The 13,396-nt window shown below is 61.4% G+C and carries 11 protein-coding genes; 10 read left to right on the top strand and 1 reads right to left on the bottom strand.

Annotated elements, in window-relative coordinates; genetic code table 11:
* Positions 1-302 precede the first annotated feature (302 nt).
* Entirely contained in the window at positions 303-2,000 is a 1,698-nt protein-coding gene (locus ACU680_RS17865; RefSeq protein WP_448180120.1) for a sulfatase-like hydrolase/transferase, read from the bottom strand.
* Between the two features lie 389 nt (positions 2,001-2,389).
* Between ACU680_RS17865 and ACU680_RS17860 the strand changes: the two genes are divergently transcribed.
* Genes ACU680_RS17860 through ACU680_RS17815 form a run of 10 tightly spaced genes read left to right on the top strand, consistent with a single transcriptional unit; the run spans position 2,390 to position 13,394 of the window.
* A complete protein-coding gene (locus ACU680_RS17860; RefSeq protein ID WP_448180119.1) occupies positions 2,390-3,742 on the top strand; it encodes a UDP-glucose dehydrogenase family protein in 1,353 nt (450 codons plus the stop codon).
* A complete protein-coding gene (locus ACU680_RS17855; protein WP_448180118.1) occupies positions 3,739-4,776 on the top strand; it encodes an NAD-dependent epimerase in 1,038 nt (345 codons plus the stop codon). The genes ACU680_RS17860 and ACU680_RS17855 overlap by 4 nt, the downstream gene beginning before the upstream one ends.
* 18 nt (positions 4,777-4,794) lie before the next feature.
* Complete coding sequence (locus tag ACU680_RS17850; RefSeq protein WP_007961338.1) at positions 4,795-5,541, top strand: sugar transferase; 747 nt, start codon at positions 4,795-4,797, stop codon at positions 5,539-5,541.
* Positions 5,541-6,188, top strand: coding sequence for a CpsD/CapB family tyrosine-protein kinase (locus tag ACU680_RS17845; protein ID WP_007961335.1), 648 nt, complete (start codon positions 5,541-5,543; stop codon positions 6,186-6,188). Before ACU680_RS17850 ends, ACU680_RS17845 begins: the two co-directional genes overlap by 1 nt.
* 21 nt (positions 6,189-6,209) lie before the next feature.
* On the top strand, positions 6,210-7,235 hold the full coding sequence (locus ACU680_RS17840; RefSeq protein WP_041066273.1) for a polysaccharide biosynthesis/export family protein: 1,026 nt from the start codon (positions 6,210-6,212) through the stop codon (positions 7,233-7,235).
* Between the two features lie 17 nt (positions 7,236-7,252).
* The gene (locus ACU680_RS17835) at positions 7,253-8,845 is read left to right on the top strand and encodes a GumC family protein (RefSeq protein WP_007961331.1); all 1,593 of its coding nucleotides are present in this window, start codon (positions 7,253-7,255) and stop codon (positions 8,843-8,845) included.
* Entirely contained in the window at positions 8,842-9,933 is a 1,092-nt protein-coding gene (locus ACU680_RS17830) for a glycosyltransferase family 4 protein (protein WP_367085089.1), read from the top strand. The genes ACU680_RS17835 and ACU680_RS17830 overlap by 4 nt, the downstream gene beginning before the upstream one ends.
* Positions 9,930-11,300 (top strand): O-antigen ligase family protein, encoded by a 1,371-nt coding sequence (locus tag ACU680_RS17825; protein WP_448180117.1) that lies wholly within the window; start codon positions 9,930-9,932, stop codon positions 11,298-11,300. The genes ACU680_RS17830 and ACU680_RS17825 overlap by 4 nt, the downstream gene beginning before the upstream one ends.
* Positions 11,297-12,265 (top strand): glycosyltransferase family 2 protein, encoded by a 969-nt coding sequence (locus ACU680_RS17820; protein ID WP_448180116.1) that lies wholly within the window; start codon positions 11,297-11,299, stop codon positions 12,263-12,265. Before ACU680_RS17825 ends, ACU680_RS17820 begins: the two co-directional genes overlap by 4 nt.
* Positions 12,258-13,394 carry a glycosyltransferase family 2 protein gene (locus ACU680_RS17815; RefSeq protein ID WP_448180115.1) on the top strand — a complete coding sequence of 379 codons (1,137 nt, stop codon included), beginning with the start codon at positions 12,258-12,260 and terminating at the stop codon, positions 13,392-13,394. The genes ACU680_RS17820 and ACU680_RS17815 overlap by 8 nt, the downstream gene beginning before the upstream one ends.
* Positions 13,395-13,396: the final 2 nt, after the last annotated feature.

Genomic DNA, 13,396 nt, shown 5'->3' with positions numbered 1-13,396 from the left:
GGTGGTTCACAAATATTGGTTTCACCATCAAACGCTGTGGGAGGCATCTTCAGATCAGTGGTGCTTGGACTGGCCCCATCGCTGGCAAGCCAGCTCCCACAGGGATTGAGGTGGTTCACAAATATTGGTTTCACCATCAAACACTGTGGGAGGCCTCTTCAGATCAGAGGTGTTTGAACTGGCCCCATCGCTGGCAAGCCAGCTCCCACAGGGATTGAGGTTGTCCACAAATACTGAGTACACCCTAAAACACTGTGGGAGCTGGCTTGCCAGCGATGAGGCCAGTGAAACCGGCACAAATCTCACTCCCCGGTCGCCACACTGGTCGCCGCCGCACCCGGTGTGACGATGGTCTTCAGATCAATGTGCTTCCACTCAGGCTTGGCGCCCAGCCGTGCATTGAAGCGGTAGTTGAAGGTGAAGTCGTCCGCCGTCGGCAGCGTCAACGGTTTGCCGTACAGCGCCTCGACTCCCGCCAGGTCGTAACCCATCAACTGCAGCAGCGTCGGAAAAATGTTGTAGTGGCTGGAGCGGTCCTTGTTCGTCGGCAACGCTTGCGCCCAGTCCGGGCCGTGCAGTTGATCGCCCTGAATCACCACCAGCGGCACCAGCCCTTCTTCCTCCACCGGATCGCCGCCGCAGTGGGTATTGAGCCCGGGGTTGCCGCGTTCATGCAGGTCCTGGCCGTGATCGGAGGTGTAGATCAGCAGCGCGTTGTGCAAATTGGCTTGGGCAAACACCCGGGCGAAGAACTCGCCGACGTTCCATAACACCGTGTTCTTGTAGGCGTTGCGGTACAGCACCCAGTCATCCGGCTGGCCGTTGAAACCATCGCGCTTACCGGTATCCGCCACTTCGGTGAATTGCCCGCGCGGCAGGGTCGGACGGTAGGCCATGAAGGCGTCGGGGTATTTGTCGTGCACCGGAAAATGCGCGCCGACCTTGTTGATCACCACCAACTCCGGCTGTTCATCGTTGAGCAGCTCGATCAGCTTGGCGGCGGCGGCCATGTCGCGATCACGCACGCTGGTCTGGTCAAACTGGACGAACTCGTCGATGTCCTTTTTCTCGGTGTCGGTCATCAGGTTCTGCAGATTGCCGGCAGTGCGCTGGGCGTCGATGTACACCGTGCGCAAACCGGCCTTTTTCGCGTACTGCCAGATCGACGGCAGCGTGCTGTTGATCCGCATGTAATCGGCACGGGTGCCGCCGTAGCGCAGGGTAACGTTGGTGTCGGCGCTGCAATTGGCGATGGATGCGGCGTAGCCGTAATTGAAGATGTCGACGCCCGGATGCGCCTGATTAAGGTTGCTGTGCACGCCGAACGGCGCGTTGATATCCAGATAATTGCCGGAGATGCTTTCGTCGATGATCAGCACGATATCGTGATTGACCGCCACCGCATTGCGCGCCAGCGTCACCGGCTCGCGCGGGCCGACCGTGTTGTGCAGCGCTTCATAGGCGAACAGGTTCAGATAGGCCAGCGGCGTGTACATGATCGGCAAACCGCGCGCGCCCTCGCCCGCCCGCAGGAACAGCACCGCGCTCAACAACAACACGCCACACACCGGCGCCGCCACCCGAACTGCATTGGGCACCGCCAGCGCATGGCGCGGCTTGAGCCCGACACCGAACAGTAATAAAAGCCCACTGAGCGCGCCATGAATGATCGCGTCGCGATACTGGTAGGCGGCCTCCTGGATGAAGCCGCCGGAGTACACCAGCGAGACAAAACTGCTGTAGCTCAGGTAATCCGCGGTGACCCGGGTATACACATCGAAAAACACCGCCGAGACAAACAGTGTCATTGCGAACAAGTGGCGAATGAGAGCCTGACGAATATAAGCCGTTAGATATAACGCTAAAGTAAGCGCCAAAAACATCGCGCCAAAAAGAAGTACAGCAAAACCGACGCCGATAGCATTTAACCGCTCAATGTAATATTCGGAATAAAGCAGCAAATAAACAATTAAAAGTACTTCTTTGGCATATCTGAACATGGCGATACCGCTCGTGCAAAACGGCAGGGAGTCAAAGGTTTGTCGGTCAGATCCTGACACTAGCACCCAGCCATCAAAGCGCAAGAATTGACTGTTTTCTTCAGAAAGCGTCAAAAAACCGGTGACTCAAATCTGACACACACCGAACGCTGCAAGCCCTTAAATTAGCGGCTTACAACCGTTTATCGCTTATTTTAAATCTGAACAAATCTGCAGAAAAACAACAAATCCAATCGCAGCAATGACTTGATGGCCAATCGCCAAAAAACGCTCAAGTGTTATACAGGTGCAACATGTCATTTTGCTGACACGCTTTCCAAACGCTGCGCTATACCCCTTTTACAGTCTTCTTCCGAACTTCTTCTTTTCGCTCTATCGAGGGTGCGCAGATGGACGTGAGCGTATTTGGCACCGGCTATGTCGGATTAATTCAAGCCGCCGCACTTGCAGATGTAGGGCATCGGGTTTTATGTGTCGATATTGATCCCAACAAGATCAAGCAACTGCAACAAGCTGTGCCACCTATTAGTGAGCCAGGTCTTTCCAGCACCCTTGAAGAAAACACCAAGGCCGGCCGCTTGCTCTTTAGCACCCAAGCCAGCGACGCGGTGGAGCATGCCGAGCTGATTTTCATCGCCGTGGGCACGCCGGCCGATGAAGACGGCTCCGCCGACCTGACCCACGTGCTCAACGTCGCCCGTGAGATCGCTTCGCACATGGAGGCTGATCGCACCCTGATCATCAAGTCCACGGTGCCGGTCGGTACGGCGGATCAGGTCGCCGCCAAGGCCACTGAAGAGTTGCAGCGCCGTGGCCGCAGCAGCCTCAAGGTACGCGTGGTGTCCAACCCCGAATTCCTCAAGGAAGGCAGCGCCCTCGCCGATTGCATGCGCCCGGACCGGATCATCGTCGGCACTCGCGATGAAGCCGCCCGGGAGCAGATGAGCGAGTTGTACGCGCCGTTCTGCCGCAACCGCGAAAAACTGATGTTCATGGACAACCGCAGCGCCGAGCTGACCAAATACGCCGCCAACGCGATGCTCGCCACGCGCATCAGCTTCATGAACGAACTGGCCAACCTCACCGAACTGCTCGGCGCCGACATTGAAGCGGTGCGCAAAGGCATCGGCTCCGATCCGCGCATCGGCTATCACTTCATCTATCCCGGTTGCGGTTTTGGCGGCTCGTGCTTCCCCAAGGATCTGCGTGCCCTGCTGCACACCGCCGAACACAACGGCATGCCACTGAAATTGCTGCGCAGCGTCACCGACGTCAACGACAGCCAGCGGCACATCCTCTTCGGCAAACTCAAGGCGCAATTTCCGCAGGGTCTGGCCGGCAAGTCGATCGCGATTTGGGGTCTGGCATTCAAACCCAATACCGATGACATGCGCGAAGCCCCCAGCCGCTATCTGATGGACGCGCTGTGGGCCGAAGGCGCCAGCGTGCAGGCCTACGATCCGGAAGCCATGTCCGAATGCCGGCGCCTGTACGGCTATCGCAACGACCTGCACCTGTGCGCCACCCGCGACGACACCCTGGAAGATGCCGATGCGCTGGTGATCTGCACCGAGTGGAAGAATTTTCGCGTAGTGGATTTCGAGCTGCTGGCGAGCAAGCTGCGCTCGAAGGTGATTGTCGACGGTCGCAACCTCTACAACCCGGAACACGTGGCCGCCGCCGGTCTGCATTACAGCGGCATCGGCCTGCGCCACATCGCTCCGGAAGGATTGCGCCCATGAAAATCCTGGTCACCGGCGCAGCCGGCTTCATTGGCGCCCATTGCGTGTTGCGGCTGATGCGCGACGGGCATGCGGTGGTCGGCCTGGATAACTTCAACGGCTACTACGACCCGCAGCTCAAACACGACCGCGTGCAATGGGTACGCGATCAGGTCGGGCATTTCCCGCTGGCGCGGATCGATCTGGCCGATGCCGCCACCATTGAAGCGCTGTTTGTCCGCGAGCAACCGCAAGTGGTGATCCACCTCGCGGCGCAGGCCGGCGTACGCTACTCGCTGGAAAATCCGAAGGCCTACCTCGATAGTAATCTCTGCGGTTTCCTGAACATTCTCGAAGGCTGCCGGCACCATCCGGTCGAGCATCTGATTTACGCCTCGTCGAGCTCGGTGTATGGCGCCAACCAGCACACGCCGTACTCGGTGCATGACGGGGTGAATCACCCGCTGTCGCTGTATGCCGCAACCAAAAAAGCCAACGAGCTGATGGCCCACAGTTATAGCCACCTGTTCGGCATTCCCAGCACCGGCCTGCGCTTTTTCACCGTTTACGGGCCATGGGGTCGGCCGGACATGTCGCCCATTCAGTTTGCCCGGGCGATCACCGAAGGCACGCCGCTGAAACTGTTCAACTACGGCGAGCACCAGCGCGACTTCACCTACATCGATGACATCGTCGAAAGCATCGCCCGGCTCACCGATCATCCGCCGCACAACCACCCGGAGTGGGATCGTGAACATCCCGACGCCGGCAGCAGCATGGCGCCGTGGTGCCTGTTCAACATTGGCGGCCACCACCCGGTGGAGCTGAAAACCTATCTGGCGCTGATGGAAAAACACCTCGGCCAGAAAGCCATTGTCGAGCTTTTGCCCCTGCAACCGGGCGATGTACTCAACACCTGTGCCGAGACCGATGATCTGGCCCAGGCCACCGGGTTCCAGCCCCGGATCGAGCTGGATGAAGGACTGGGGCGTTTCATCGCCTGGTTTCGCGACTACTACCCCACTGCCTGTCGCCCACGCGCCGCTCGCGGCTGAACATCAGCGGAGGACCCCATGACTGGACATGAACAAGGTGTACCGATCAATCAGATGCGCCGCGACAAGCGCATGGATCCCGAGCACCGAATGCGCCTCGATAGCGCCATCCACCGGCAGGGCCGTGGCTGGCTGACCGGCCGTGACGGTGGCCGGCCATGGACGCTGTCGCGCACCAATCGTGTGCTCGCCTGCTTCGGCGCGCTGGTGCTGCTGGTGGTGTTCTCGCCACTGCTGCTGGGCCTGGCACTGGCGATCAAATTCACCAGCCCGGGGCCGGTGATGTTCGTGCAGAAACGCACCGGTTATCGCGGTCGCGCCTTCGGCATGTACAAGTTCCGCACCATGGTCTGCAACGCCGAAGAGCTCAAGGAATCGCTGCGCCACCTCAACAAGCACGGGGTCGACGCCATCGATTTCAAGATCGACAAGGATCCACGCATCACCGGCATCGGCGGTTTCCTGCGGCGCACCAGCCTCGACGAACTGCCCAACCTGTTCAACGTGGTGAGCGGTGACATGCGCCTGGTCGGCCCGCGGCCGACCTCGTTCAACGCCTACCGCTACAAGGACAGTCACCTCGCGCGCCTGAGCATCTACCCCGGCATGACCGGCCTGTGGCAGATCTCCGGGCGCAGCAACATCGACTTCGACCAGCGCGTTGAGTTGGACCTCAGCTATATCGCCGAGCAGAGCCTTTTGCTTGATCTGAAGATCTTGTTGAAAACCCCCTTCAAAGTATTCAGCGGCCACGGAGCAAGCTAATGGACGGTTCAACCAACAAAAGCCTGAGCATTGCCAACCCCAGCGAATCGAACCTGATTTCGACCGTGCTGGATCTGGATCTGCGGATCCTGTTCCTGACCGCCGCCAACCCCGGTGCGGGCACCACCACCAGTGCCCTGGCGCTGGCCAGCCAACTGGCGCAGATGAGCAGCGGCCAGGTGTTGCTGGTCGATGCCAGCCAGTCGGCAGGCAACCTCACGCAGCAATTGAACCTGGGCAAGGAGCGCGGCCTGCGCGACCTGCTGTTCAACCCAGACAACCCGCCGCTGTTACAGGACTGCGTGGTGCAGGTCTCGAGCCTGCCTTTCCATGTGCTGCCCAACGGCCGGCCGATCCGCACCCTGGAACACCTGACCGCCGAGCGCCTGAGCCCGCTGCTCGACCGCTTGGGCACCCAGTACCGTTTCGTGGTGATCGACGGCGACGCGGTGTATTCCGCCGCCGACACGCTGGTACTCGCCACTCAGGTCGATGGCGTGGTGTTCGTGGTGCGCGCCGAGGACACCCGCTGGGAAGTCGCCCAGGCCGCCGTGCAACGCCTGACCCAGGCCGGCGCGAAGGTGGTCGGCAGCGTGTTCAACCGGCGCAAGTACTACATGCCCAAGTGGCTCTACAAAAACCTGTAAGCAAACGCGAAGGATGACGCCATGAACGCCAAGATACTTGTTCTGCTGATGCTGCCGCTTGCAGGCTGCTCCAGCAACTCCGAAACCCAGAACATGCCGGTGAACATTCTCACCGCCACCCCGGCCAACGCCCAGGCCACCGACATGCCGAAGATCGAGCAGACCTTGCGTCCGCAAGACGTGCTGGATGTGATCTTCCACATCAGCACCAGCGGTTCGGACGCCTACCGCGTGCAGTCGGGTGACCAGATCGGCCTGAACTTCACCGCCGCCAGCCAGCTCAACGGCAACCAGTTGGTGCTGCCCGACGGCACCATCAACCTGCCGGGCGCCAACACCTCGGTGAAAATCGCCGGTCTGACTGCCGACGAGGCGCGCGATGAAATCCAGCGTGCCTACCAGCGCAAACAACTGTTCCAGCCCAACCGTAATCAGTTGACGGTGCAAGTCATCAGCCCGCTGACCAACGAGCAGAACCTGAAAAGCGCGCTGAATCACCCGGCCACCGGCATGAGCCGCGAGATCACCGTAGGCAATGATGGTTATGCGAGTTTTCCGGAAATCGGTGCCGTGCCGCTGCAAGGCATGACCATCAATCAACTGGAAACCTTCCTCAACCAGAAGTACGCGCAATTGCCGGGGCGGATGAGCGTCGATGTGATGCTCAAGTCCACCGCCGGTAACGAGATCTACGTGCTCGGCGAAGTCGGCCAACCGGGTTCCTACCCGATCCGCCGTCCGGTGTCGGTGCTTGAGGCGCTGACCCTGGCCCGTGGCACCAACGTCAAGGCGCGCCTGGACTCGGTGGTGATCATGCGGCGCAACGGCAACCAGGTGCAGGCCGTGCACTACGACGTGGAAAAAGCCCTGTCGGGCGATGCGTCGCAGATCGCCTACCTGCAACCGGACGACATGCTGTTCGTGCCGAAAACCAAACTGGCGAGTGCCGGCGATCTGGCCCGGCAACTGGCCGACGTGGTGCTGTTCCAGGGCGTGGGCTTCAGCTTCGGCTACCGCGTCGACAACAAAGGCAGTAACAACAACTGACTCTCAGGTGACCGATCATGAATCCAAAGGAAAACTACCTGCATGAGTTCTTCAGGATCTTCTTCGCCAACAAGCAATTGGTGAAACGGGTCTTCCTGATCTTTGCAGTCATCGCGTTGCTGCTGCCGCTGGTGCTCAAACAGAGCTTCGATATCACCGCCCAGGTGATCGTGCAGTCGAAAAAACTCTCCCAGGGTGACGCCACCACGTCACTGACGGTCGATAACGCCACCTTCATTCCGCCGTCGCTGGCGGACATGGAAACCGAAAGCAACATCCTCCGGTCGCCGGCGCTGATCCGCCAGACCATCAGCGAGCTGCGCGACAAGGGCGAGTACAACCCGCCGGTGGGCGTGTTCGCCAAACTGGTGAGCGAACCGTTCCGCCGCTATGTCACGTCGCCGCTGCGGCAGTACCTGATCAACCCGCTGCGCAACATGCTCGGACTGCAAACCGATCCGGTGCGTGACACCGTGCTCGACGGCCTCACGCAAGATGCGATCAACAGCCTGAAGATCGAGACCCTGCCCGGCTCCAACGTGATCTCGATCGTCTACAGCTTCCCCGATCCGCATCAGGGCACGACGTTCGTCGCCACGCTGTTGCAGAACTATCTGGGCAGCCGTCAGGCGCTGCAATCGATCGACCTGCCGCAATCCTTCTACGAAACCAAGAAGCACCTGTATCAGGTGCGACTCGACGGGCTGGAAGGTAATCGGCAAGCGCTGCTGGAAAGTGTTGCATCATCCGATCCGAAGGAAGAAATCACCTTCCGCCTGAACGCGATCAACACCGAAGAGCAAGCCCTGAACCTGTACCAGGATCGTCTGCTACAGAGCCAGCGCTGGCTCGAATACCTGAAAACCGCGCTGACGGCCGCCAGCAGCAACAAGCTCAACGACTACACCTTCCCCTTCACCTTCACCACCACCGTCGATAACGTGGCGTTCGAGGATCGGGAAATCAAACAGCTGGGCGAACAACTGACCACCCAAGTCAGCCGCTACATGAATGACCTCGCGGTGTTCCAGCCCGGCAGCGAGCCGATGCTGCTGACCCGCGAGCAGATTGCCCGCACCCGCCAGCAGTTCCTCAAAGTGGTGAGCAACCGCATTCAGGAACGCACCAACGACCTGGCCGTGGTGCAACAGGTGATCGATCAGAAAACCGCGCGCATCGCCGAGTTCAAGAACCGCATCCACACCTTGCAGCAGACCCAGAGCAAGCTGCGGCAGATGGACACGGAAATCGACGCGCTGCACACGGCGTTCTCGACCTACGCGCAACGTTTTGCCGAAAGCAGCACCGCGGGTTCGCTCAACGATGATCTGTCGAACGCCAAGGTGCTCAGCCCGCCGTTCGAGCCGACCGAACCGGCGTTCCCCAAACCGCTGCTGATCATTCCGTTCGGACTGTTCACCGGTCTGCTGCTGGCGATTGCCCTGGTCTATGTGCGTGAGTTCTTCGATCACCGCTTCAAACATCCGGCGCAAATCACCCATGAGCTGGGCCTGCCCGTGCTGCTGGTGATCAACGACGAGAACGTGCTGCCGAGCAATCCGCACAAGAACTGGACCGTGCCAAGCTTCGTGCACTGGGTGCGCAATTGAACACGCCCTCCACCCCGAATGCCGCGCTGCCGATCATTCATTTGCTCAGCAGCGGCGGCTTCTATGGGGCCGAGCGCATGTTGCTCGATCACTGCCTGGCGACACCGGGGCAGCATCAGGTGCTGTTTCTCGATGCGCCGCCGGCATTGATCGCGCGCTTTCGTGAGGCCGGGGTGGATTGCCGTGGCTGCTCCGGGCTCGGCGAGTTGTTGCGCCACCTGCGGGCCCGGCGCAGCGAACGGCCGCTGATCAACACGCACAATTTCAAAGGGCTGTTGTTCGGTTGGGTCGCGGCGACGCTGTTGCGTTTGCCGCTGGTCATTACCCAACACGGCTTCACCCCGCGCAGCCGCAAGCAGAAGTTCTACACCTGGTTGAGTCTGCAGTTGTGCCGCACGGCGTCGGTGGATCGGGTGGTGTGTGTGGCCGAGAGCATTGCCGTGCTGCATCGTCAGGCCAGCGTGCAGGCGGACAAACTCCAGGTGATCCCCAACGGACTGCCCGCCGCCGACGCGCTGATCAGCACCACTGACAGCCAGCGCTGGCTCACCGGTTACGTCGGGCGCCTGAGCAGCGAGAAAGGCCCGGACCTGTTTCTCGATGCGCTGATTCCGCTGTGTCACCAGCATCCGCAACTGGACGCGGTGATGCTCGGCGACGGCCCGGAACGTGAGGCGCTGCAGGCGCGGATCGACGCCGCAGGTTTGCAGCAACGAATTCGCCTGCCCGGTTACCAGACCGCCATGCAACCGTGGTGGCAGCGCCTGGATGCGCTGGTGATCAGCTCACGCACCGAAGGCACGCCGATGATTCTGCTCGAAGCGATGCAGGCCGGCGTGCCGGTGGTGGCGTTCGCTGTCGGCGGCATTCCCGATGTGCTCGAGCACCGGCATAACGGTCTGCTGGCGACACCCGCCGACAGCGCCGACCTCGCCCGTCAGCTCGACAACCTGCTGAGCGAGCCGAAGCTGGCCCGGCATTTGTGCGACAACGCAAAGCGTACGCAACAGGATCGCTACGACCTCAAGGCCCTGGCCGAACGCTGGTCGCAGCTGTACATCCGCACGGCACGGGAGGCACGCGCATGATTTTCCCGCTCTCGATCGTCACCCTGCTCGGCATGGTCTGCATCGGTCTGCTCGCCAGCCCTTATCCGTTTCTGGCGCCGGGCGCGGTCATTGGTCTGGTGGCTTTCACGGTGTTGTACCGCAAGCCGACCTGGGGCCTGCTGGGCATTGCCGCGCTGGTGCCGTTCGAAGGTTTCTTCAAGGACAGCGCGCTGTCCGGGAGCAAACTGATCGGCGCCTCGCTGGCGGTGATCCTGATGCTGCAACTGGCCATGCATCAGATTCCGTCCGAGCGTCTGCGCAGCAATATCTGGCGGTTTCTGCTGTGGTTTCTGGTGCTGTATTTCCTCAGTCTGCTCAACACCGATGACCTGGGCATGTCGCTGGGGCATCTGCGTGAACTGAGCGTCGGCCTGATCCTGTTTGTCATCACCCTGCTGATCGGCCGCGAACTGAACCTCGACCTGTTCGCCCGTCTGGTGACCCTGAGCGTCAGCGCCACCTGCGCCATGGCGATGTTCTCGACCAAATTCCAGGATCAGGGCCGCGCGGCCGGGCTGCTGGAAGACCCCAACGCCTTCGCCCTGCTGATCGCCTTCGCCATTCCGCTGGCGCTGCTGCTGGTGATTCGTGGGCCGAATCTGCTGCACCGCTTGTTCTGGGGCGCTTGCTGCCTGTTGCTGCTGGGCGGCATGACCAAGACAGAATCGCGCTCAGGGCTGGTGGTGGTGGCGTTGAGTCTGTTGATCGGCTGCTGGCACTACCGCACGCAACTGACCCGCATTCGTCCACGGCACCTGGGCTTTGCCATGCTCGGCGCAGCCATCGTGATTCCGCTGGCGATCTACGCGATGCCCGCCGGTTACCTCGCGCGCATCCAGTCCCTGAGCGTATTGAGCGCCGGGGCCAAGGGTCACGATGACGAATCCCTCGGCCGCCGCGCCTCGTACATCGTGGTCGGCGGGCAGATGATCCGCGAGAACCCGCTGCTTGGCTCCGGCCCCGGCACCTTCCCGTTGCACTACGCGACCACTGGCTACGCCAAGGCGTTTTCCGCCAACCGCAAGATCGGCGACCTGTACCGCCGTGCCCACAACACCTACCTGGAAATCTTCAGTGAACTGGGGATTCCCGCCGGCCTGCTGTTTGTCGGCATGCTCGGCCTCGGCCTGTACAACCTGATCCGCGCGCGCGCCGCGTGGATGCTGCGGCGCGACTGGCAACAGGCGGACCTGATGACCCACCTCGGGGTGAGCTTCCTGTCGCTGACCCTGTTCCTGATGTTCCTCAGCGCACCGAACCAGAAATACGTGTGGATCATGCTCGCGCTGACCAGTGTGCTGCGCCTCAAGGCCGAGCAAGCGCCATCGACGGAGGCCCGGGCATGAACCGGATCAGTATCGTTATCCCGATGTACAACGAGGCCCGGCACATTGGCCGCACGCTGCTGGCCGCGCAAAAAGCCGCACATGCGGCCGATGTCGACTGCGAGTTGATCGTGGTCGACAACGGTTCGAGCGACGACGGCCCGCACATCGCCCGCCAGTTCGGCGCGCAGGTGCTGGTGCTGCCAGGCCTGCTGATTGGTGCGCTGCGCAATCGCGGCGCGCTGCTGGCAAGCGGCGAGTGGATCGCGTTCATCGATGCCGACGTCGAAATGCCCGAAGACTGGCTCAAGCCCTTGTTCGAACTGGAGGCCAGCGCGCAGGCCGACGTGTTCGGCCTCGACCTGCAAACCCCCGCCGCCGCGCCGTGGTACGCCGCTGCCTGGCAACGGCGCACGCTGAGCCCGACGAGTCAGGCGTCGCACGCAGTGGACTGGTTGCCCAGCTCCAATCTGCTGATGCGCCGGCGCTGGTTCAAAAAGGTCGGCGGCTTCAACGAACACCTGCGCACCGGCGAAGACAAGGAATTCACTCTGCGCCTGCACGAACAAGGCGCACGGCTGCTCTCGGTGAACAACAACGTGGCCCAGCACTGGGGCTACGAGATGAACTGGCGCGAGTGGATGGGCAAGGAAATGTGGCGTCAGGGCAGTCATCTGCAACTGCTGCGCACCCACGGTTTCAGCCTGCGGCTGTTGCGCTTTCCGCTGCTGTCGCTGATGGCCTGGCTGCTGGACCTGCTGGCGATATCCGCGCTGCTCAACGGTTTTCCGCATCACGCGGCAATCATGGTGTCGCTGACCCTGATTCCGGCGCTGGTGCTGAGCATTCGCCAGAGTTCACGCCATCACGACGTTGGCCTGACCCTGCAACTGTGGGGCCTGCACTGGCTGCGTCTGCACCTGGCCGGGGCGGCGTTCATTCTCAGTCTGTGTCATTGGAACGCCAGGAGGCCTGCCCGTGGCTGAATTCATTTTCTGGCTGTGCCTGCTGCTGCCGGTGTACGCCTACCTGGGTTACCCGCTGCTGCTGACCGTGCTGGCGCCGCTGTTCCCGGCCTGGCGCCACAGCCCGGCGCCGCCGCTGAACATCAGCATCGTGATCGCCGCGCACAACGAGGCGCGGCACATCGAGCACAAATTGCGCACGCTGCTGGCGCAGGATTATCAGCCGGCCACGCTGCAGATCATTCTCGCCAGCGACGGCTCCACTGATGACACCGTGGCCTGCGCGCACAAGGTGGTTGATTCGCGCATCACCGTGCTCGACCTGCCGCGCCAGGGCAAAGCCGCGACGCTGAATGCCGGCGTGGCGCTGGCGACTGGCGATATTCTGGTGTTCACCGATGCCGATAACCAATGGTCGCGAGAAACCCTCGGCTACCTGCTCGCTCCGCTGAGTGACCCGAGCGTCGGCGCCTGCGCCGGGCACATGGTGATTCCGGTCACCGGCGGCGGCTTGAGCGTCGGCGATAGCCTGTACCGGCATTACGAAGGCTGGCTGCGTCGGGTGGAGAATCGCACCGGCTGCATGGTCTCGGCCGACGGCGCCCTGCTCGCCCTGCGCCGCGAGCTGTTCCAGAGCGTGCCGGCGGAGGTCAACGACGACTTCTTTCTCAGCACCTGTGCACCGGTGGCCTTCAAGCGCATTGTGTACGTGCCCGAGGCGCAAGTGATCGACCACGGTGTCGACGAGGCGGACAAACAGTTCCGCCGCCGTCAACGCGTCACCGTCGGTGGCCTGCAAAGCCTCGCCCAGCGCAGTGAGCTGCTCAACCCGCTCAAGCATGGCCTGTATTCGATCGCGCTGATCAGCCACAAGCTGATCCGCCGCCTGGCGCCGATCCTCCTGCTGCCGTTGCTGCTGAGCAACTTCTGGCTATGGAACGACCACGGTTTCTATCGACTGGCCCTGATCGCGCAACTGTTCGGCTACGCCGTCGCGATCGCCGGGCTGCTGGATTCACAACACCGGTTACCCAAACCGTTCCGCCTTGCGGCATTTCTGCTGGTGACGCTGGCAGGCATGAGCATCGGCCTGTGGCAGTTCCTGCGCGGCCACCGTTATGCCCAATGGAACCCTGAGCAAAACCGTTGAGA

It is taken from the genome of Pseudomonas sp. LF020, assembly GCF_053456425.1.
Note: the sequence above shows the minus strand (reverse complement) of the source record. Positions and strands in the feature narration are given on the sequence as shown.